The organism is Enterococcus sp. LJL128, from assembly GCF_056924295.1.
Genome location: NZ_JBXPBP010000023.1, coordinates 19,460 through 40,486 on the forward strand (window position 1 = coordinate 19,460; position 21,027 = coordinate 40,486).

Sequence of the window (21,027 nt, forward strand, 5' to 3'; positions counted from 1 at the left end):
TTGAAAAAGACATTTCTTACTATAAATGAAAAAAATCAATAATTTTTTCATACTAATCAGCGTTAAACTTAACAATTTCAAAAATTAATCTAAAAAATAGGTATCCCTTTAATTTTCTCAAAATGATTTTCAATTTTATATACACCTAAAAGCTACCACCTACCAGATAGATAAAATGAACACTGCTGTTCATGTTTCTTCATTACTCTCAATAGAAACTTTTGTCTACTCTTTAAAATGACAGCTTATAAAAAATCTGCACACCATTGGCATTGCTTACTAAATAATGCAGAAGAAACAGTCATAGCTATAACTGACTGTTTCTTCTGCATTTCATAAGGAGTTTTCACATTGTTCTCTATTATAAACGAATACGGGTACCACTTTCTCCATTAATTGCGAGCGGTGCTTTTTCTAAGGAAGCAATGACTGCTGTTCTACCAGCTTTTGAAGCAGCAAATTCTACGGCCGCTTCAACCTTTGGCAGCATGCTGCCTGGTGCAAACTCTCCGGCCTGAATATATTCTTTGGCCTCAGCTACTGTTATTTCTTCAAGATTCTTTTGATCCGGCTGTCCAAAACGAATAGCAACATGATCAACAGCTGTTAGGATAAAGAAGTAATCAGCATCTACCAGGTCAGCCAACTTCGCTGAAGCTGCATCCTTATCGATAACCGCCAACGCACCTTTGTAATCGCCGTCTCCCTGTTTTACCACCGGGATTCCGCCGCCGCCGCAAGCAATTACGATGAACTCACTATTAAGTAAATTCAAAATGGAATTACTTTCTACAATATCAATCGGCTTAGGCGAAGCAACCATTTGGCGGTAGCCTCTGCCAGAATCCTCTTTGAATACTAACGCCGGATTTTCTTTTTGTAGCTTTTCAGCTTGTTCTTCAGTGTAAAAGCTGCCAATCGGCTTGGTTGGCGCTTCAAACGCCGGATCTTTCGGATCTACTTCTACCTGAGTAACAATTGTCGCTACGTTCCAAGGCATGCCTTCTTTCCGAAGCTGATTCAAAATTCTATTCTGCAAATGAAAACCAATATACCCCTGACTCATTGCTGTACATTCTGGAAGCTGGAAATGAGCAACAGATTCATCCTGATCAGCAGCCATATTCAATGCTTTTTCCAGCATCCCAACCTGAGGACCATTTCCATGGCTCAGAATGATTTCATGACCCTGCTTAATTAGATTGATTAATGCAGGAGCGGATGCTTCAATTTGTTCCAGCTGTTCCTCTGGAGAATTTCCCAGCGCATTTCCTCCAAGTGCAATAACGATTCGTGACATCTTTTTTCCTCCTGCTTCCTAACGTTTTGGCTGTTGCTGTGTAATACAGTGAATGTTTCCACCGCCGTACACTACTTCTACTGTATTAACCCCTACTACTTCATGATTTGGGAATATTTCCTGAATTTGCTGAATAGCCAGTGCATCATTTTCATCCCCATATTGAGGAACGATTACACCATTATTTGTAATCAGGAAGTTCATATAAGAAGCAATACAAATATCTCCATCTTCTCTTGGCATTGTTCCTTCTACATAATCAATCTTAAATGAGCCTTTGATTGTTACATTTTCAACAGGACAACAAATTTTGTGAACCTTCAGTTTTCTACCTTTCGCATCAGTCATTTCATTTAAACGCTTATATGCATCCTGAGCAGCTGCATAGAAAGGACTGTTTTCATCTTCTGTATAAATGCAGGCAACCTCTCCCGGTGCAACAAAGCAGGCGATGTCGTCAACGTGTCCATTGGTTTCTTCAGGATCGATACCATCCTTCAGCCAGAGAACTTTCTCACAGTTTAGATAATCACAAAGTTTAGCTTCAATCTCTTCTTTGGTCATATGAGGGTTGCGTCCTTCACTCAATAAGCACATTTCTGTAGTTAAAACTGTTCCTTCACCATCTACATGAATCGAACCGCCTTCTAAAACAAAATCTGGTGTCCGATAAGAATCCACATGTTCAATCTCACAAATTTTCTGAGCCACTAAATCATCTTGATCCCAAGGGAAATACAAGCCATCTACTAAACCGCCCCAGGCATTAAATGCCCAATCTGCACCACGCAATTCACCTTTATCGTTAATTAGGAATGACGGACCGCAGTCTCTCACCCAAGCATCATTATTAGACATTTCATAAACCGTAATTTCCGGCGGCAGCTGCCGGCGACAGTTCTGGAACTGTGCTTGAGAAACAACCACATTCATTGGGGTAAAACGGCTGATTGCCTTAGCAACTTCAGTAAACGCCTCTTGCACTGGTTTGCCGCCATCCCGCCAGTTATCAGGACGTTCCGGCCAAATCATCCAGACTTTTTCCTGAGGTTCGTACTCACCGGGCATTCTAAATCCGTCTTGCTTAGGGGTTGTTCCTTCAATTCTTTTAGCCATCTCTATCTACTCCATTCGTTTTATTTTTTTATTTTCTTGAATAAAATGATTCCTTCACCAAATAGGACAAAAACAATTGCGCCAATGGTTATCGGCAGCTGTTCATTTAGTGTTTCCGCATCAAATTGTAGAGGCAGCGCTGTAAATACCAGAGAAATAAGAATTAGAATCATTGGTACAACAACTAGAACTTTTAAGAACAAATCGCTTCCTCCAACCTTGAATGGTCTCGGTGTATCTGGATCGATTTTTCTCAGTTTATAGAAAGCTGGGAAAACCGGTACATAAGATAATAAGAACATCACCAGATTTAACGAGAAGAATGCCCAGAATAAATCTTGATTCGGCAATATTGGTGCGATTATTACTACAACTGATGCAACGACACCGTTCATGATTGCTGAACCAATCGGCATTTCATTCTTCTTACTTCTCAAACCAAAGAATTTCGGCATATCGCCATTTTCAGCAGCATAGCAGGCCGTATTATTTACACCAAGTGACCATGAAATCATATTGCCAAAAAGTGTTAACAGGAATAGGAAAGCCATCGCGCCAATGAAAAACCCTGAGTTTGATCCTGTAAGCAGCTTGAAGCTATCCATTAGACCGCTGCTTGTACTAATTTCTTCTGTCGGAATGGCTACGCCAATACCAAATGCTGAGAAAATATAAATCGCGGCAATTACAATTCCTGCAGCAATAATTGACTGAGGAATTTGTTTTTTAGGATTTTCCATATCATCAGCAAACGTACAGATTACTTCAAAACCTAGTAGGTTAAAAATGATTACAGAGATAAAGGATAAGCTGTGAAGATCAAATTTCGGCAGCATTGAACCAACAGAGTATTCGTTCGCTACACCTTTGGTTAATGCTACATAAACGCCCAGTCCGCCGATTAGAACTGCCAGCAGCATTTTAACAACAGCTGCTCCGTTCAAAATCCAGATACTGTCGCTGACTGGGTAAAAGCTAATCCAGACAATCAACCAGATGAAGATTAATTCAATAATAACAGCTCCTACTGTAGATACTTCAATACCAGTAATTGTGGTAATTAATTCAGGACACATAACTGCTAACGATGCTAACCACAGCGGATAATTAATCCAATAATACCAGGATACTCTAGAGCCCCAGCGGTGACCGTAAGCCTTTGTCACCCAATCATAGATTCCCCCATCGCCAATATAAGTAGTTCCAAGCTCAGATGAAATTAGACCATAAGGGAGTAAAAAGGCAATTAATAGAAAAATCCACCAAAAAAACTGCGAATTCCCAATTGCAGCTACTGGTGCGGCCGCTTCTGCCACAAACACCACACATATTACAGAAAGTATGGCGCTGAATAGACTAAACTTTTTTCGTTTTGCTTCCATGTTTAACATCCTTTCTTTTGGGTGTATGGAAGTAGGAGGGAAAACAGCTTAACTTTCCCTCCCGTCAACGAATATACTTCTCAGAAGAATGTTCCTAAGCTGTTTTCTCTGAATACTCCGATAGCATTTTTTACAATGGTTTACCTAAAAATACTTCCAGTGCTGCTTTTGCATCCGCTTGTTTTTTGATATCAATCGGATTTCTTTCGTCATGCTTGCCTAATAGATAAACTAGTAAACCGCGAATTGAGGTTAAACGATTTTCTGCTTCATCAAAACAGATAGAGTTTGGTCCGTCCATCACTTCATCTGTTACTTCTTCACCTCTTGAAGCAGGCAGGCAGTGCATAAATTTACAATTTTCTCCTGCTTTTTTCAACATGTCGGCAGTCACCTGATATTTTGGATAGAAAATAGCTAAACGTTCTTCTTCAGAAAGCTCAGCATCATAAAGACCATACCAAACGTCTGTATATAGAAAATCAGCTCCCATAATATCATCTTCATTATCAGTGATTAAGAAGCTTCCTCCTGAAACTTCACAATTTTTTGTCAGTTTAGCCTGATGGTCTTCATTTAATTGGTACCCTTTAGGTCCAAAATGAACAAAATTCATTCCCATTTTAGTAGCAATCAAACCAAGAGAGAAACATACCTGAGTAGCATCCCCTACGAAAACAACTTTGCAGTCTTCAATCTTTTTACCTTCCGGCAAATGTTCAATCATTGTACATAAATCACCTAATTCTTGTGTTGGGTGATTATAATCTGACATTGCGTTGATTACAGGTATTGTGGCATGAGTAGCTAAATCATCTACACTATGATGACGGTCAACACGAGCCATGATAATATCTACTAATCTTGAAAGAACACGACTAGTATCTTCTATTGTTTCATGTCCGCCCAGTTGAATCTGACCAGGTGCTAGGTATTGAGCATGACCACCTAATTGTGTCATCGCTGTTTCAAAAGATACACGTGTACGAGTAGAGCTTTGCTGGAAAATCATTCCAAGTGATTTATTTTTTAATAGTTGAGGATAATAACCGTTTTTGATACATGCTTTAATTTTTAATGAAAGATCTACAATTTCAGTAATTTCTCCTTTCGTATAATTTTCAGTTGTAATAAAATCTTTTTTTGACATGTTTGTTTCCTCCTCATTTTTCCTTTGTGCTTTTTACACTCCAAACTATAAACTTTAAAAAACAAGTTTACGATAAACCAACGGATGTAAACGCTATCATTTTGTCCCTACCTAAGTATTTAAACATTCAGAAAATGTAGGTTTATCAAGGGTTTAGAAAAGTTTAGATGAAAAGTTTAGCAAGTTTTATGAATAAACCTTTGAAAAAATGTTATAATTTAAGCGCAAAGAAGAAATAGAACCTTATGCTTTACTTAGTCATTTTTTATTTATTTTCGATCATTTTATTTTGCTGTCTACTATACACAAATCGTTATCATTCGAAAAAAATGAAAGGGGTTTCTTCATGATGATATCTATTTTTATCTATAATATCTTATTGATTGTCCTATATGCGCTCGCCATGTCTCTTTCTATTAGCTTTTACATGAAAGAAAAAAAGAAAATCTACATGGTACTAACTATTTTTCTGCTATTTTTTATTTTTGATAATGTCATTATTTATATGACAGAGTTTATTAACTCCTTTGCCTCCAGCTACAATCAAACCTTTATGAGTATTCCTGCTGCTAAAACCATTATTTATTTGGCAAACGCTTATTGCTCATTTTTAATCATCACAACACTTTTAAATGAAAAACTCAAAATGATTCACTACCTACTCTTAATTATGATGGCTGTTTGGCTCTTAAGTGTTCCGCTTCTGCCTAACTCTGCTTTTAAAATCTGGCTTTACTATCTGCCTAATCAACTACTCATGATTTACATGGGGCTCTTTGCCTGGATGAAGTGGCGCAGACATTCGGCTGAATTATCTACTAACAGTGCTTACTATTTGAAGTGGGCTGCACTTGCTTCTCTAATTGGCGGGATTCTGATTTTACTTGAAGACACCTACGTCATCTTTAACCTGGATCAATACACCTCCCTATCGATTAAAATCAACAATCGAAACGTTTGTGAAGATATTTTCTCAATCCTTATTTGCGTGTTAATGATGAAGTTCTTCCTCCATGACAGTCAGAAACCTGTGGCAGTTGAAGAGCCTGAACAAAATAATGAAGCCGTTCTATTTGAAAATTTTTGCTGTCATTACGCTCTTACACAACGGGAAAAAGAAATTTTCACCCTGTTACTTGCTCATAAACAGAATCAGGAAATCGCCGATGAAATTTTTCTCTCTATCGGCACAGTCAAAACCCATGTCCACAATATTTTTATTAAACTAAACATCAAAAAAAGAAATCAGATATTTAGCTTATACGAAGCATTTACAGCAGATCAAAGCAATACACTCTCTCCGCTGAATCAGCAGCAGAAACATCCTTCCTTTTAAAAGGAGTCTGCAGCAAATTATGTTGGCAAGAAAAAACTGAATAAAAATGAAGAGCTTGGAACGAAAAAGCAGAGAATTGTACCGACCTCCAAACGTTAGATTTTTGGTCTAACTTTTGGGGTCGGTACAATTTTTTATTTTGAAATAGCCTGCTGGTTTTTTACTAATAAAATATGCTCATTCCAATTTTTTGAAGCTGCTCTTTCCAATCAGTTGTGAGCAAATCAGATGGGAAATTATCTAGAACATGCTACTATAATCAAAACCAGCATTATATGGAAAGTGGGGAGAAAATCATGCATGAGCAAACAACCTTGTTAGTTGCTAAAGATGAACATTTGTATTTTTTTGATACGCTAACTGATATCGATGTCATTTCAGGCCATCAGCTACTTCGCATTCCTTTGGATAAAAAAAGCTTGGAAAACAAACTCTCTCAGTATTGTCTGATTATTTTTCTTGATAACGGCTTTGAACCAGTCATGGCCAAGCTGGTTCGTCCATTAACAAATGCCAAACTGGTCCTTTTCTTCTGGAATCACCTTACTGAAGAAAAAATCACCATGCTTCAACAAACACAATCAGATCAAATCATCGACGACATCTACAGCTTTGATCCTCTGGAAGCTCAGAATTTCTCATTAAAACATAATTCAAGCTTTTACTCGAAGCACATGCAGCTGCCGAAAGAGCCCGTGAATCATGATATCTTTTTTGGTGCTTCTAATAATGGCCGTGGAAAACAGGCGCACTATCTTTTGGAAATCTTTAACTACCTACGCTTACATAGTCGTTTTTTCATATTGGAAGGAAAAGGAAACGACCAAAAAGGCTATCTCTCCTATCCTGATTATCTGATCCTGACTGCTCAAAGTAAGAGTATTTTAGAGATTATGCGACCTGGGCAAACTGGTATCACATTACGCTCCCTTGAGTCTATCTACTTCAAAAAGAAGTTACTTACAACTAATAAAAAAATCCGTTACTACCACTTTTACAACCCTGCCAATATATTTATTATTGGCTATGACAATTTCACCGATCTCCCGGACTTTCTTGAAACACCATACCTTGCAGAAAATGATACGTTCTTAGATTTTTATGACCATAGTCAATGGGCACAGCGGTTTCTTGCAGAGGATTCCGCTATCTTTGAAGAACTAGAGTACCGACCGCAGCTTTTCGATTACCATTACGCTGAATAGCAGACAAAAAGAGCACACCAAAACAGATAGTTCGTTTTGGTGCGCTCTTTACAGGATAAGCAACAAGACAGAAGTAAATTCTTATACTAAACTACGGCAAATAATTACAGGAACAGCTCTTTCAAAAACAAGCAGACATTCCCTAAAATTTGAAGAGTATTTACGGGATTTCTTGCCTGTTTTTTAGCCATAAATCTTTTTTGTTTTATTTGACAAAAAAGTTATATTCTTCTTACTTTCTATTTCCCTATCCATTTCAATGTACCCCGACAATTTCCACAGACATAGCGCTGAGTATTTATCTTTCGTTTTCGTTTGATTACTCCACCACAGCTCGTACATCGATAAACCTGAAACTGCTGCTCATCAACCAGTGACTGCACATATCGGCTCCCACCAGTAACAGCAAGCAACTTTTTAAACTCAGGATCTTTATGTTGATAGCCTCTACCCTCTATATGAAGATGATAGTGGCATAATTCATGCTTAATCACGCCGATCAATTCTGCCAATCCATATTTTTCCAATACTTTGGGATTAAAATCAATGTCGTGAGTGCTTAAATGGTAGCGGCCTCCGGTTGTTTTCAAGCGACTATTGAAATACGCTTTATGAAGAAACGGCTTTTGAAAAAATTCCTGCGATACCTGCGATACCAGCTGCTGCAGCTCTCCATCTGTTTCTGGTGCGCTCAGCTCTGCTAATAATTGGCTCACTTGTCGTTTCCTTTTGGCAGCATCGTCAGACTAATTCGTCCTTTTGCTACATCAATTGCTTCTACCCAGACAGTCACTACATCTCCAACAGCTACTACATCTGTTGGATGCTTAACAAAACGATTGCTCAGTTTGGAAATATGAACCAAGCCATCCTGCTTTACGCCAATATCTACGAAAGCACCAAAATCAATCACATTTCGAACGGTTCCTTCAAGCTCCATCCCCGGCTTCAAATCCTCCATAGAAAGTACATCTTTTCTTAAAAGAGGGGCGCTCATCTCATCCCGCATATCTCTTCCTGGCTGCTGCAGCGATGCTAAAATATCTTTTAACGTCTCAAGCCCGACAGATAGCTCTGCTTCCAACTGCTGTGCTTTCAGCGTTTTAATTTTTTCTGTTGCTTCAGCGGTTCCCAGAGTTTTCAGTTCAACATCAGCTTTTGCAAGAATAGCTTTCGCCGTATCATAGCTTTCTGGGTGAATACCTGTATTATCAAGAACATTTTTCCCATCCGGAATTCGTAAAAAGCCGATAGCCTGTTCATAGGCTTTCGGTCCTAAGCGAGGAACCTTTTTTATTTGATTTCTAGCAGTGAATGCGCCATTCTCATCCCGATAGGTTACCAAATTCTGAGCTGTTGTTTTATTCAGACCAGAAATATACTGCAGCAGCTGCGGACTCGCCGTATTCACATCTACACCAACCTGATTTACCGCTGTTTCAACGACAAACGCCAGCTGTTCAGCCAATCTTTTTTGAGAAACATCATGTTGATATTGTCCCACACCAACGGCTTTAGGATCAATTTTTACCAGCTCTGCCAATGGGTCCTGTAAACGGCGGGCAATACTGACTGCACTTCGCTCTTCAACCTGAAGATTAGGAAATTCTGTTCGAGCTACCTCACTGGCAGAATATACGGAAGCACCTGCTTCGTTTACGATAACATAATAGATATCCCGCGGCAGTTTTTTCAGATGTTCAGCAACAAACTGTTCTGATTCCCGGCTGGCTGTACCATTACCAATCGCAACCATCTCTACACCATATTTTTCAATTAGCTTTTGAAAAGCCGGGCCTGCTGCAGCTCGTTTTTCACCAGACGCTGGTTTATGCGGATAAATGACATCAATAGCCAGCACCTTTCCTGTAGCATCCACGACTGCCAGCTTACATCCTGTGCGATAAGCAGGGTCAAAGCCCATCACTACTTTGCCTTTTAGCGGCGGCTGCAGTAGTAAATTGCGTAGATTTTCGCCAAAAATACGGATGGCTTGCTCATCAGCCATTTCAGTCAGCTGATTGCGGATTTCCCGCTCAATTGCTGGTCCAATAAACCGTTTATAACTATCTGTATAAGCTGCGATAATCGCTGACGCGGCAACCGAGTTCTGCTTTTTACCAATCAGCTGTCTGTTAAAATAATCATTAATCTTCTCTTCTTCTACAAGCAGAGATACTTTTAAGATATCCTCTTTTTCTCCACGGTTTGTAGCCAAAATTCGATGAGAGACCATCTTACTTACCGGTTCTGAAAAGTCATAGTACATCTCATAAACAGCTTTTTCATCTTTATCACCGTTCTTAACTGTACTCGTGTATTGTCCTTTATTGAAAGTAAAATCACGAATCCATTTACGGAATTTGGCTTCGTCACTAATTCGTTCAGCCAGGATTTCATGTGCGCCAGCCAATGCGTCAGCAACTGATGCTACTTCCTTACCGCTGTCAGTATACTTCTCGGCTTCGGCAGAAACATCCCCGGCTTCAGGCAGTTGAGCCAGCCAATCTGCCAACGGCTCCAGCCCTTTTTCTTTTGCAATTGTTGCTTTGGTCCGCCGTTTTTGCTTATATGGACGATAGAGGTCTTCTACCTGCTGCATTTTTGCAGAAGCAAGGATTTCTTTTTTCAGCTCTTCTGTTAATTTTCCCTGTTCTTCAATGATTCGTACAACTTCTTCTTTTCTTTTTTCCAGATTTTCCAAGTAGCCGTAGCGTTCTTCTATTTCTCTAATTTGTACTTCATCTAGACTTCCCGTCATCTCTTTACGGTAGCGGGCAATAAACGGGACTGTATTTCCTTCACCCAATAAAGTCAGTACTGTAATCATTTGTTTTGGGCGATATTCTGTTAATTCTTTTTGGAGTAATTCTACTATTTTCTGATTGTAACTATCAGTCATTGTTTCAACCTCTTTCTTTAGCATACCTATCTATTTTAGCACATCCTGCCAGTTTTTTGTAGAAACCCAGATGCATAACTGACTTGTCTATACCTGACATGTGAAAGATATACACGACACAAAAAAGCAGCTCCGATAAGTATTGGTGAAGACAGCTCTTTACTTAGCCATCCTTCCATATCTTTACCTGCTGCTCTACTTTTTTAAAATTCCGGCTGCCACGGTCCGTGCATGTTCTGATATTCTATATCCTGAACAATGCCATCCTCATCAAAGATTACTCCATGAACAGAACCGCCGAAAACGGCTCCGCCGTCAATCCCAATTTTGTTATCTGAAATCCATAAATCTGTCGTCTGCATATCTCCGTGAAGCATGGGTGTAATTGTATGACCGAAAACAATCGTCCGGCCAGTCTTATTTTTACCTCGATGGAAAGCATCTCTAATCCAGATAAAGTCCCGAGGACTGGTCTGATGCCAGTCTTTTTTTGTTAAATCAACGCCAGCATGAACAAAAACATAATTCCGCCATTCATAGTAAAGGGGACGCTTCACTAAAAAGTCTACTAAATCGGCATAACGACTACGAATCATCAGCGCGATTTCTGTTGGAGAATATTCTTCTGTAGCGCCTGTATGAAGAAGACTATCAATCGTTTCTTTGCCTCCATTGCGAACATACCCTTGATACCAGTCTTCCGGATTTTGTAAAAATTGAAGGAAATATTCCTCATGGTTTCCCCGAAGATAAACAGCCCCATATTCTTCTACAAGTCTTTTTCCAAGTAAAAAACTTTCTTTACTCTTTTTTCCGCGGTCATTTAGGTCACCAATCAAGACCAGCTGATGCCTTCTATCGTCATAGTAATTGATCAGCTGTTCAAATAAGTCAAATTCTCCATGAATATCACTGATTGCATAAACATATTTCTTCATGATCTTTCCTCCTAAACCTTGGAAAAACTTTTTCTATTTATAGTATACCTCAGAAACTCCTAAAAAATCATTGTTTTAGGTAAAATGACCACAAAAAAATAACGTTGGTTATTTATCGAAAAGGGAAGTAGGACATAAAGAAATTTTTAACTCTTTCTACTCCTAAAAATCGAATAACCGGTGGTCTAAAAGCTGCCTCTTCGGAAATAAACCGGCGATACTGAAAATATGAAGAGTTATTTTCAGTATCGTCCGGCATCTTTTTAGCTGTTTGTACGAGCTGTTTGAACCTTCTGCTTATGCTTCAAACATATGAAAAGTAATATATTCAAATAATTCTTGCGGTATTTCTAAATGACCCAAACGCAGTTTAGAACGGTACTCAGACCACAAAGGATAGTCACTAACTGCTTGAAGTGAAACTGGATACGGATTGGGTAAATAAGAGACATTTTTTCGAAACGGGAAAAAATTCGGCTTCATCTCTACCTGATAAGCACAGCCGGCTTTTATGGTACCTACCGCAATAAACTTCTGACAAGGTTCATTTCGTTTCAAGCTTTCCTTAGGTGCATAATAAATCAGCCAATCCCCTTCCTTCATTCTATTTAACGGGGCTTGTTTTCCGTGACACAGCTGACTGAATCCTCCTGCCACACCAATCTCCACGTGCTCCTTCGATGCTACTCCTAGCCAGTACCTCATTGATTTTTCCTCCTAAACAGCAATATCCTCCCGTGCCATCATTCCTTGGATGACGGTTGCCTTTTCAAATGAAATTTCATACACATCCAGCTGTGCTGTTCCCATATCGATAATTTCTTGATAAAACGGCATCTTAGCTACCCATTGCTCAGCCAGATCAAGCAGTGAGTATTCACTCTTTTCAGCGTGTCCCTCTAATACCCGTATGTGATTGTTTTCTTCTCCCGTGACAACTGTGGTAAAAGCAACTTTAGGATTTTTTTCGATTTCTTTTACCTTGTCACTTTCCTTAAATGTGGAAAAATAAACGACCTTGCGTTCTGAATCATAAAGAAAATTAACGATTCGAACATTTGGCTGTCCATAAACACTTGTTGCTAAAGCAATCTCCATTTGAGTTTCCATCATTTCTTCATATTTTTCTCTGACTTTCATTTTTCCGCCTCCATAAGCTTATTCTCTAGGACTTATTTGAAATTTGGGGCTAGTAGATTTTACTAAAACAGAAGTAATTTGTATGATGCATCGACTTCCTTTAGCTCTGTCATCTGCTGCTTTTTCCTACACAAAACATTTACTGCTAAACTTTTTTTCAAACATATCCTAGTACAAATTTAGTTTATCAAACAAACCTTGACAACTATTTGTCAGGGTTCTATTATTTTAATTGAGGAGTGTGAAAAAAGATGAAAAATGAACGTCTGCTGGCAATCACTATGTTGCTGCTGGAACAAAAACAAATCAGTGCACCTAAATTAGCAGAACGCTTTGAGGTCTCTGTTCGAACTATCTATCGAGATGTTGACTCTTTGGGACAAGCGGGAATCCCCATAACAACAATTCCCGGCAGCAAAGGCGGAATTCGAATAATGGAAAACTACAAAATCGATCAGCGCTTCTTTACTTCTTCTGAGCTGGTTTCTCTCATGATTAGCCTAGCCAGCTTGAATAACCACATCAATATGAAGCAAACACAATACACTCTTGAAAAGTTAAAATCATTGATTCCGCAAAAAATGGAAGAGGAAATTGCACTGAAAACCGATCAGCTGATTATTGATTTAACTCCTTGGATCCGAGGAGAACTTTCCCGTAATACCATCGAAGCTATCCAACTATGTCTAGACAAAAATCAAATTTTGTCTATTGCTTATGAGAATAGATCTGGTCAGTACTCTACAAGAAAATTAGAGCCCTATCGGTTGATTCTGAAAGAAGCCAGCTGGTACACACAAGCATATTGTTTGGAAAAACAGGATTTCCGTATCTTTAAACTATCCAGAATGAAAAATGTTATTGTAACAGAGGATACCTTTGTCCCGAGAGCTGCTCCTCCTGCTGCACTGGGCAAAAATACCATTAAAGAAGCAGACTTTACTACAATTTTTCTTGAAGTTGACTACTCTGTAAAGGACCAGCTTCTAGAGCGATTTCCTGATTTAATATTCAACAAAAAAAAGAATAGTGATTACTTTGATGTTACCTTTCCTTATTTTATACCCGATGATTTTGGCTATCATCTCCTTTTAGGCTTTGGCAATCGATGTATATGTCACGGTCCCGCATTTGTTCGTGAAGAACTTGCTCAGCGTGTCCGACAAATGCTGACACAGTATGAATAAGACTGTTCTAATTATAAAAAAAGAGCTGTACTAGTTGTCAAATTGACAATCCAGTACAGCTCTTAATTTTTAACCAGTACTCTATTGATAGAAGCTGTCTCTCTTCGATTTATTCAACTATTTCTTTTTCTTACCGCCAAAAGCATCTTTCATTTTATCGAAAAAACCTTCTTCTTGCTGCTCACTAATTTCTTGTCCGCCTGCCTTAGCGAAAGAACGAAGTGCATTCCGTTGTTCCTCACTAAGATTTTTTGGTGTAATTAGTTTCACCTTCACATGCTGATCGCCATTTGCTCCGCCTCGTAAACGAGGTGCTCCTTTTCCACGTAAGCGGAAGTTGGTTCCAGTTTGTGTACCGGCAGGAATTTTTAGTTTCACATCTCCATGAACAGTAGGTACCTGTACCTCATCACCTAGTGCAGCCTGCACAAAGCTTAGCGGCATTTCATAGTAAATTTCAGCACCATCCCTGTCGAAAATATTACTTTCCTCCACATGAAAGACAACGTACAAATCGCCATACGGTCCGCCATTCATTCCAGCTTCTCCCTGATTAGCCAGGCGCATTTGTTGACCATCTTCCACGCCAGCAGGAACTTTAACCTTCACGTGATGTGCTTTCTTCTCATGTCCAGAGCCATGACAGGTTGGACATGGGTCCTTAATTTCTTTTCCGGTTCCACGACAGACATCACATGTTTGACGGCTCATAACTCGTCCTAATGGAGTTTGACGTTCTACATTGATTGAACCAGAGCCATGACATTTATGACAGGTTTCCGGTTGCGTTCCCGGCTTAGCCCCATTCCCATGACAAGTGCCGCAAACATCTTCACGTTTATATTTGATTTCTTTTTCTATACCGAAAATCGCTTCTTCAAATTTTAACTGAATGGTATATTGAAGATCCGATCCTTGTCTTGGTGCAGTCGGATCAACAGTACGTCCACCACCGCCGCCAAAGAATGAATCGAAGATATCTTCAAATCCGCCAAAGCTGCTGCCGCTGAAGCCACCGCCGCCAAAACCACCAAAGCCGCCGGCACCGCCATAATTCGGGTCAGTACCTGCATGACCATATTGATCATACGCCGCTTTCTTTTGAGGGTCGCTTAAAACCTCATATGCTTCAGAAATTTCTTTAAACTTATCTTCGGCATCTGCTTCCTTATTAATATCTGGGTGATACTGCTTAGATAGTTTACGGTACGCTTTTTTTATTTCATCATCTGAAGCCCCTTTAGACAGCCCCAGTACCTCATAATAATCTCGTTTTGTAGCCATTGGTTTCCCTCCAACTTGTATTTCCCTTGAGTATAGATACACCTTAGCCATCATCACTCAAAACTTGAATAGTTGACAATCAGAAGCAGTGTGATCAGAAACAAAGGTTTTGCTTATAGAGAATTCGGCGTCACATCAGACACATACATGCAAAAAATATCTGGTTTATTCCCGCCTGTTTTCTCCGCACTGACTGCCTTTTTTAGTCTTTTACAACAAAAGCACCGTTGTAATCATACCATAATTCAAGTAAAACCTAAATACATTTATGTAAAATCAACATTGGCAGTGTCCTTTTTGATTATCAGAAAATTATTTTTCTCTCTACAATAAACGGCGGGACAGAAGCAGTTTCCGGCTTCTGTCCCGACCTCTTTCCTGACTTCTTTTTAGGCAGTCTGCTTATTGTTCGTCTTTGTCGACTTCTTCAAAGTCTGCATCAACAACATCATCTGCGCCGCCTTGAGCTGCTTCCGGATTTTCCTGTGCTTGTTGCTGAGCTGCCTGCTCATACAATTTAACTGTTAGATTTTGAACGATTTCGTTTAATGAATCACGTTTAGCTTTCATTTGTTCGATATCATTTGCTTCTACAGCTGCTTTCAGTTCATCACGAGCATCTTCTGCTTTTTTCACTTCATCCGCATCAACTTTACCTTCAAGTTCTTTCAATGTTTTGTCTACAGTGAACAGCAAAGCGTCTACGTCATTACGAAGATCTACTTCTTCTTTACGTTGTTTATCTGCTTCCGCATTTGATTCAGCATCCTTCACCATGCGTTCGATTTCATCGTCTGATAAACCTGAAGAAGATTTAATTGTAATTGTTTGTTCTTTTTGTGTTCCTAAATCTTTCGCACGTACGTTCACGATACCATTCTTATCGATATCAAAGCTTACTTCGATTTGCGGTACACCGCGAGGAGCAGCTGGAATATCTGTCAATTGGAATCTTCCTAATGTTTTATTGTCTGCCGCCATTGGACGTTCACCTTGCAGTACATGAATATCTACTGCCGGCTGGTTATCTGCTGCGGTAGAAAATACTTGAGATTTACTTGTTGGAATCGTTGTGTTGCGGTCAATCAGCTTCGTAAATACGCCGCCCATTGTTTCAATACCTAGTGATAAAGGAGTCACGTCTAATAGTACAACGTCCTTCACATCACCAGTGATAACGCCCCCTTGAATAGCCGCACCCATTGCCACTACTTCATCCGGGTTCACAGATTTATTTGGTTCTTTATTCGTTTCTTTACGAACTGCTTCAACAACCGCTGGAATACGAGTTGAACCACCAACTAAAATCACTTCATCAATATCAGAAGCGTTCAATGCTGCATCCTTTAATGCCTGACGTACAGGAATTTTTGTCCGTTCTACTAAATCAGCAGTTAGCTCATCAAATTTTGCACGAGTCAAGTTCATTTCTAAGTGAAGCGGACCTGCATCTCCAGCTGTAATAAACGGTAAGCTGATTTGTGTACTTGTAACACCTGATAAATCTTTTTTCGCTTTTTCAGCAGCATCTTTCAAACGCTGCAATGCCATTTTATCCTGACCTAAGTCGATACCGTTTTCTTTCTTGAATTCCGCAACCATATGATCAATGATTTTGTTATCGAAATCATCCCCACCTAAGTTGTTGTCTCCAGAAGTAGATAATACATCAAAGACACCATCGCCTAACTCAAGGATGGAAACGTCAAATGTACCGCCGCCCAAGTCAAATACTAGAATTTTTTCATCTTTATCTGTTTTGTCCAAACCATAAGCCAATGCTGCTGCTGTTGGTTCATTGACAATCCGTTCAACTTCCAACCCGGCAATTTTACCAGCATCTTTAGTTGCCTGACGTTGTGCATCGTTGAAATATGCTGGAACAGTAATAACTGCTTTATCTACTTTTTCACCTAGGTAGTCTTCTGCAAAACCTTTTAGATATTGCAGAATCATTGCAGAAATTTCCTGAGGCGTATAAGATTTACCTTCAGCTTCCACTTTAAAGCCAGCTTCACCCATGTGGCGTTTAATTGAAGCGATTGTATGAGGATTTGTCACTGCCTGACGCTTAGCAACTTCCCCTACTTGAATTTCTCCATTTTTAAAAGATACAACAGAAGGTGTTGTACGGTTTCCTTCTGGATTCGCAATAATCTTTGCTTCTCCGCCTTCTAATACAGCAACTGCTGAGTTTGTTGTTCCTAAGTCAATACCAATTATTTTACTCATGTTTATTTCTCCTATCTTCTATTTTAATTTTAAAATTGAATGTGCTTATTTTATTTATTGAGAAACGACTACCATGCTGGCGCGCAGAACACGATCCTGTAGCTTATAGCCCTTTTGCAGAACCTCTACAATTGTGTCTGAAGCAACACCATCATCAGCCGGAACTGTCTGAACTGCTTGATGAAGATTCGGATCGAAAGACTCTCCCTGTGCCGGTATTTCTTCGATTCCTTCTTCTTTCAAGGCAAAGATCATGCTTTCATAAACCATCTCGATGCCCTTTTTCAGGCTTGCGCCTTGTTCATCGTCGACTTCAATCGCCATTGCCCGTTCTAAATTATCTAGAGCCGGCAATAATTTTTTCCCTAAATCCTGTGATCTGTAACGAACCAGCAGCTCTCGTTCATTTTTAAAACGATTGCTCATATTAGCAATTTCTGCACGGGCCCGCAGGAACTTATCTTCCATTTCATTAAGCTCGTTCTTTAGTGTTTCTGTTTCTGTCAGTTCAGGTTCTGTGTTTTCCGAAGCTGTTTCTTCTACTTGATCCTGAAGCTCTTCTTTTTCTTCTTTGTTCAATCCAGCAACTTCCCTTCCCGTTTCGTAGATTCAATTTATCTTTAAGAATATCACCAAAGCGCTATCCATCAAGAAATCGATAGTAAGAGCCTAACTGTGAAGCCAGCTCATTTCTAAATACATCAACTAGACTAAATATTTTAGAATACGGCATACTTGCCGGTCCCAGTAATGCGATAGTTCCTTTGCCATGTCCGATAACTTCATAGGTTGCCGTAATCATGCTCATGCTTTTCAGTAAATCGTTGCCGATTTCCGAACCGATTTTAAAGCTAATTGGTCTTGCAGCTGTTTCAGTCATTTCCAGCAGATTGGTCAGCGCTTCTGTGTTATTCATAAAAGAATAAACTGATTTTAACTGACTGTGATCCATACTAACGCCAAAATCCAGCAGATTCAAACGACCGCTCACATAAACCTTCTCTTCAAAAATGTGCCCCAGCATCGTGTCGAAAAGATTCATCATCCCTTCAGGCGTTTGGAAATACCTGTGCAGAATCATTGGAATCTCTGTGCGTAAACGATGGTAAACGGTCAGCAAAGGCTGCCCAACAAGCTTTTCGTTGATAATATTAGTCATTTTTTCTAAATCTTCTTTGGAAACAGTGTTTGGGATAGCAAATACCTGACTCTCGACATTTCCTTTGTCAGTAACAATGATAGCAATAACCTGCCGATCATTCAAAGGAACCATCCGAAATCCTGTTAATTTTCTTTCCTTAACCTCCGGCCCCAAAGAAAACGCTGTATAGCTGGTTAGCTCAGATAAGATTTTCGCAGATTGTTCAATGATATCATTAATCTCCCGAAACTCTGAGCCAAAGGACTGGCGAATACTATTTAATTCTCCCGGTTCTACCTCAGCTGGTTTCAGCAGGTAATCAACATAATAGCGATAGCCGTTCATAGACGGAACCCTTCCAGAAGAAGAATGGGTTTTAAGCAGCAATCCCTGCTCCTCTAAAGCTTTCATATCATTTCGAATTGTGGCAGAACTGGACTTGATTCCATCCTCCATCAATTTTTTCGAACCTACAGGTGTCCCCGTAGTTGTGTACTGCTGGATGATAAGTCTCAAGATTTCTTTTTGTCTTTCAGTAATCATAATACCACCCTCCATTAGCACTCCTCTCTAATGAGTGCTAATACAATTATTAATATAGCAAGTTCTATCATGATTGTCAAGAAAAAAACAGCAATTTTTAGCACTCTTTATAACCGAGTGCTAAAAATTGCTATAGTTTTCTTTTTTCTTGTTATTAAGCATCCAAAAGGAAGGATTCAAAGACTTCATTTCCAATATATAGTCCTTTTTCACTGAGGCGAAGTGCCTCTGCTGTTTCAACTAATAATCCCTTATTGATTAGTGAAGGAATAACTTCCCCGTAAACTGTCGTTATGTCAATGCCAAACTTTTCTACAAAACGCTTTTTGTTTACACCGCTTAGCTTTCTTAGTCCCAGAAACATTTCTTCTTCAATTTGATTGTTCTTAGTTAAATGTTCAGTTTCTAATACTGGCAGACGATTTTCACGCAAGGGTTTTAAATAATGCTGAATGGGTCCGTAATTACGGTAACGATTGTCTCCCAGATAACCACTGGCTCCAGCACCAAATCCATAATAATGTTCATTATTCCAATACACAAGATTGTGTTGGCTCTCTTTTCCCTTCAACGCAAAATTGCTGACCTCGTACTGTTGTCTGTTCGTCTGCGCCATTTTTTTGATTGTCTCTTCAAACATCCCTGCTTCCGCATCCTCATCAGGAAGAGTCAGCCTTCCTTGTCTCACCCAATTCATAAACATCGTTTTATTTTCCAATATCAGTGAATACAATGAATAATGAGGGAGGTCTAAATCAATTGCCCGCTGAAGTGTATCCTGGAAGCTGGCAAGCGTCTGCCCTGGCAACGCATAAATTAAATCAATACTAACATTCTCAAATGCCTCTTTGTCTAAAAAGTCCATTGTCTGGTAGACATCAGCTGCGGTATGTTTTCTACCAATTTTTTTCAGCAGTTGATCGTCGAAGGTCTGAACCCCCATTGATAGACGGTTTACACCATAATTCTTCATTACTTTCAGCTTCTCTCGACTTAAATCTCCCGGATTTGCTTCTACTGTAAACTCGTTGCAGTCATCAAAAGGAAGCAGCTCCCTCACACCAAACAGCAAGCGGTCCAGCTGTTCTGCACTTAGCGATGTTGGTGTTCCGCCGCCTACATAGATTGTTTCCATCTTTTTTCGAGGGGATTCCGCCAATGTCAGACGAATCTCTTTTAGCAGCGCTTCAATATATTCATCTACCGGCTGACCTTCCAGAAAAACTTTATTGAAGTCGCAATAGTAGCAGATATGCTCACAGAATGGTATGTGAATGTAAGCTGAAATTTTGCTGTTGTTTCTTAAATCATTGTTTATCGTCATTCTATTCATTTTCCTTCCAAAAACCAAAATCACACAATATTAACACCATGGAAACCATTAGAAAAAAATTCACTTGTATCATCGTTCAAATTTTAATCATTTCTAGCGCCCTTCGGTTGCTTTTCAAGCTTAAGCCGCCAGTTAAACACTGGATGTTTCCGTCTATTTTAGCATATTATCCGCATAGGTTATAGAGAGTCTGTTTGGAATCTTTCAGTTCTATTTTTTATCATGGTAGGTTAGTGCCATCTGGATACAGATAATCAGAGTATCTATTGGCAACACTTCTTGAGGATTCAGTACAATGGCTCTGTTTTTTGAAAAGCTGAGTGAATCGGAAAACCTGCATATTCAATCGTTTCAATGTCTCTGAAAATTGTTCGCTTAGAAACGCCGAAACGTGCAGCCAGCTCAGAAGCGGAAATAACATCATTTTCTAAAAGTAAAATAATGATTGATAAAACACGCTCAATTTTCTTCATTTTCTATCAACTTTCTGCTAAAAGCAGTACCTCTTCCCCCTGATTCTGCAAGGTGGTCACATGCATCGTGCCCCACTGACACAATCCATCCAAAACAATTTCCAGTGTTTCTCCATATGGACTCAATGAGTATTCTACTTTTGGCGGTACCTGATTGTATGATTTTCGTTTGACAATATTATCCAATTCTAATTCACGCAGCTGCTGAGTCATCATTTTCTGACTAATTCCCGGAATTTTACGCTGCAAGTCGCTTGGACGCAATGCACCATGACGCAAATTACATAAAATAATCGGTTTCCATTTCCCGCCAATAACCTCCATCGCAGCTTCAACACCAATATTATAAATTTTTTGTTTCATTT

General features: G+C 39.4%; 19 protein-coding genes. 3 read left to right on the forward strand and 16 right to left on the reverse strand.

The features are described 5' to 3' along the window. Positions 1–361: 361 nt before the first annotated feature. The 4 genes from arcC to ptcA all read right to left on the reverse strand — a co-directional run bounded on the left by arcC (position 362) and on the right by ptcA (position 4,948). A complete protein-coding gene (arcC, locus tag AC1Z3K_RS17580; RefSeq protein ID WP_426082465.1) occupies positions 362–1,300 on the reverse strand; it encodes a carbamate kinase in 939 nt (312 codons plus the stop codon). 18 nt (positions 1,301–1,318) lie between these two features. Beyond that, complete coding sequence (aguA, locus tag AC1Z3K_RS17585) at positions 1,319–2,416, reverse strand: agmatine deiminase (RefSeq protein ID WP_461733460.1); 1,098 nt, start codon at positions 2,414–2,416, stop codon at positions 1,319–1,321. Between the two features lie 20 nt (positions 2,417–2,436). Next, positions 2,437–3,798: an APC family permease gene (locus AC1Z3K_RS17590; protein WP_426082463.1), complete on the reverse strand. Its 1,362-nt coding sequence runs from the start codon at positions 3,796–3,798 to the stop codon at positions 2,437–2,439. A 130-nt stretch (positions 3,799–3,928) separates the two neighbouring features. Next, positions 3,929–4,948 carry a putrescine carbamoyltransferase gene (gene ptcA / locus AC1Z3K_RS17595; protein WP_426082462.1) on the reverse strand — a complete coding sequence of 340 codons (1,020 nt, stop codon included), beginning with the start codon at positions 4,946–4,948 and terminating at the stop codon, positions 3,929–3,931. A 346-nt stretch (positions 4,949–5,294) separates the two neighbouring features. On the opposite strand from ptcA, the gene AC1Z3K_RS17600 reads away from it, so the two are divergent. Further along, positions 5,295–6,284 carry a helix-turn-helix transcriptional regulator gene (locus AC1Z3K_RS17600; RefSeq protein ID WP_426082461.1) on the forward strand — a complete coding sequence of 330 codons (990 nt, stop codon included), beginning with the start codon at positions 5,295–5,297 and terminating at the stop codon, positions 6,282–6,284. Between the two features lie 296 nt (positions 6,285–6,580). Continuing rightward, positions 6,581–7,489 (forward strand): WaaS/CpsH family glycosyltransferase, encoded by a 909-nt coding sequence (locus AC1Z3K_RS17605; protein ID WP_461733461.1) that lies wholly within the window; start codon positions 6,581–6,583, stop codon positions 7,487–7,489. A gap of 239 nt (positions 7,490–7,728) precedes the next feature. Here AC1Z3K_RS17605 and AC1Z3K_RS17610 read toward each other — a convergent pair whose 3' ends face one another. The 5 genes from AC1Z3K_RS17610 to AC1Z3K_RS17630 all read right to left on the reverse strand — a co-directional run bounded on the left by AC1Z3K_RS17610 (position 7,729) and on the right by AC1Z3K_RS17630 (position 12,469). Beyond that, on the reverse strand, positions 7,729–8,205 hold the full coding sequence (locus AC1Z3K_RS17610) for a SprT family protein (RefSeq protein WP_426082459.1): 477 nt from the start codon (positions 8,203–8,205) through the stop codon (positions 7,729–7,731). Next, a complete protein-coding gene (locus AC1Z3K_RS17615) occupies positions 8,202–10,391 on the reverse strand; it encodes a Tex family protein (protein WP_426082458.1) in 2,190 nt (729 codons plus the stop codon). The genes AC1Z3K_RS17610 and AC1Z3K_RS17615 overlap by 4 nt, the downstream gene beginning before the upstream one ends. Positions 10,392–10,594: 203 nt before the next feature. Next, positions 10,595–11,329, reverse strand: a complete 735-nt coding sequence (locus AC1Z3K_RS17620) for a metallophosphoesterase (RefSeq protein ID WP_426082457.1) — start codon at positions 11,327–11,329, stop codon at positions 10,595–10,597. 297 nt (positions 11,330–11,626) lie between these two features. Continuing rightward, positions 11,627–12,034, reverse strand: coding sequence for an EVE domain-containing protein (locus AC1Z3K_RS17625; RefSeq protein WP_461733462.1), 408 nt, complete (start codon positions 12,032–12,034; stop codon positions 11,627–11,629). 12 nt (positions 12,035–12,046) lie between these two features. Beyond that, on the reverse strand, positions 12,047–12,469 hold the full coding sequence (locus tag AC1Z3K_RS17630) for a pyridoxamine 5'-phosphate oxidase family protein (RefSeq protein WP_426082455.1): 423 nt from the start codon (positions 12,467–12,469) through the stop codon (positions 12,047–12,049). A 251-nt stretch (positions 12,470–12,720) separates the two neighbouring features. On the opposite strand from AC1Z3K_RS17630, the gene AC1Z3K_RS17635 reads away from it, so the two are divergent. Beyond that, the gene (locus AC1Z3K_RS17635; protein WP_426082454.1) at positions 12,721–13,656 is read left to right on the forward strand and encodes a helix-turn-helix transcriptional regulator; all 936 of its coding nucleotides are present in this window, start codon (positions 12,721–12,723) and stop codon (positions 13,654–13,656) included. Positions 13,657–13,773: 117 nt separating this feature from the next. On the opposite strand, the gene dnaJ is transcribed toward AC1Z3K_RS17635, so the two are convergent. From dnaJ to AC1Z3K_RS17670, 7 genes are all read right to left on the reverse strand, one after another. Then, complete coding sequence (dnaJ, locus tag AC1Z3K_RS17640) at positions 13,774–14,940, reverse strand: molecular chaperone DnaJ (protein ID WP_426082453.1); 1,167 nt, start codon at positions 14,938–14,940, stop codon at positions 13,774–13,776. A 402-nt stretch (positions 14,941–15,342) separates the two neighbouring features. Then, positions 15,343–17,172 carry a molecular chaperone DnaK gene (dnaK, locus tag AC1Z3K_RS17645; RefSeq protein ID WP_426082452.1) on the reverse strand — a complete coding sequence of 610 codons (1,830 nt, stop codon included), beginning with the start codon at positions 17,170–17,172 and terminating at the stop codon, positions 15,343–15,345. A gap of 54 nt (positions 17,173–17,226) precedes the next feature. After that, positions 17,227–17,751: a nucleotide exchange factor GrpE gene (gene grpE, locus AC1Z3K_RS17650; RefSeq protein WP_426082450.1), complete on the reverse strand. Its 525-nt coding sequence runs from the start codon at positions 17,749–17,751 to the stop codon at positions 17,227–17,229. Positions 17,752–17,812: 61 nt separating this feature from the next. Continuing rightward, a complete protein-coding gene (gene hrcA, locus AC1Z3K_RS17655) occupies positions 17,813–18,856 on the reverse strand; it encodes a heat-inducible transcriptional repressor HrcA (RefSeq protein WP_426082449.1) in 1,044 nt (347 codons plus the stop codon). Between the two features lie 154 nt (positions 18,857–19,010). After that, positions 19,011–20,180, reverse strand: coding sequence for a radical SAM family heme chaperone HemW (hemW, locus tag AC1Z3K_RS17660; RefSeq protein ID WP_461733471.1), 1,170 nt, complete (start codon positions 20,178–20,180; stop codon positions 19,011–19,013). Between the two features lie 296 nt (positions 20,181–20,476). Then, positions 20,477–20,662 (reverse strand): helix-turn-helix transcriptional regulator, encoded by a 186-nt coding sequence (locus AC1Z3K_RS17665; protein WP_461733463.1) that lies wholly within the window; start codon positions 20,660–20,662, stop codon positions 20,477–20,479. Between the two features lie 6 nt (positions 20,663–20,668). Then, positions 20,669–21,025, reverse strand: a complete 357-nt coding sequence (locus AC1Z3K_RS17670; protein ID WP_461733464.1) for a winged helix-turn-helix transcriptional regulator — start codon at positions 21,023–21,025, stop codon at positions 20,669–20,671. Positions 21,026–21,027 lie beyond the last annotated feature (2 nt).

Excerpts from the sequence above, each read along its gene's own strand:
- arcC (WP_426082465.1), bottom strand. The coding sequence starts at position 1,300 with ATGTCACGAATCGTTATTGCACTTGGAGGAAATGCGCTGGGAAATTCT.
- aguA (WP_461733460.1), bottom strand. The coding sequence starts at position 2,416 with ATGGCTAAAAGAATTGAAGGAACAACCCCTAAGCAAGACGGATTTAGA.
- AC1Z3K_RS17590 (WP_426082463.1), bottom strand. The coding sequence starts at position 3,798 with ATGGAAGCAAAACGAAAAAAGTTTAGTCTATTCAGCGCCATACTTTCT.
- ptcA (WP_426082462.1), bottom strand. The coding sequence starts at position 4,948 with ATGTCAAAAAAAGATTTTATTACAACTGAAAATTATACGAAAGGAGAA.
- AC1Z3K_RS17600 (WP_426082461.1), top strand. The coding sequence starts at position 5,295 with ATGATGATATCTATTTTTATCTATAATATCTTATTGATTGTCCTATAT.
- AC1Z3K_RS17605 (WP_461733461.1), top strand. The coding sequence starts at position 6,581 with ATGCATGAGCAAACAACCTTGTTAGTTGCTAAAGATGAACATTTGTAT.
- AC1Z3K_RS17615 (WP_426082458.1), bottom strand. The coding sequence starts at position 10,391 with ATGACTGATAGTTACAATCAGAAAATAGTAGAATTACTCCAAAAAGAA.
- AC1Z3K_RS17620 (WP_426082457.1), bottom strand. The coding sequence starts at position 11,329 with ATGAAGAAATATGTTTATGCAATCAGTGATATTCATGGAGAATTTGAC.
- AC1Z3K_RS17625 (WP_461733462.1), bottom strand. The coding sequence starts at position 12,034 with ATGAGGTACTGGCTAGGAGTAGCATCGAAGGAGCACGTGGAGATTGGT.
- AC1Z3K_RS17630 (WP_426082455.1), bottom strand. The coding sequence starts at position 12,469 with ATGAAAGTCAGAGAAAAATATGAAGAAATGATGGAAACTCAAATGGAG.
- AC1Z3K_RS17635 (WP_426082454.1), top strand. The coding sequence starts at position 12,721 with ATGAAAAATGAACGTCTGCTGGCAATCACTATGTTGCTGCTGGAACAA.
- dnaJ (WP_426082453.1), bottom strand. The coding sequence starts at position 14,940 with ATGGCTACAAAACGAGATTATTATGAGGTACTGGGGCTGTCTAAAGGG.
- dnaK (WP_426082452.1), bottom strand. The coding sequence starts at position 17,172 with ATGAGTAAAATAATTGGTATTGACTTAGGAACAACAAACTCAGCAGTT.
- hrcA (WP_426082449.1), bottom strand. The coding sequence starts at position 18,856 with ATGATTACTGAAAGACAAAAAGAAATCTTGAGACTTATCATCCAGCAG.
- hemW (WP_461733471.1), bottom strand. The coding sequence starts at position 20,180 with ATGACGATAAACAATGATTTAAGAAACAACAGCAAAATTTCAGCTTAC.
- AC1Z3K_RS17665 (WP_461733463.1), bottom strand. The coding sequence starts at position 20,662 with ATGAAGAAAATTGAGCGTGTTTTATCAATCATTATTTTACTTTTAGAA.
- AC1Z3K_RS17670 (WP_461733464.1), bottom strand. The coding sequence starts at position 21,025 with ATGAAACAAAAAATTTATAATATTGGTGTTGAAGCTGCGATGGAGGTT.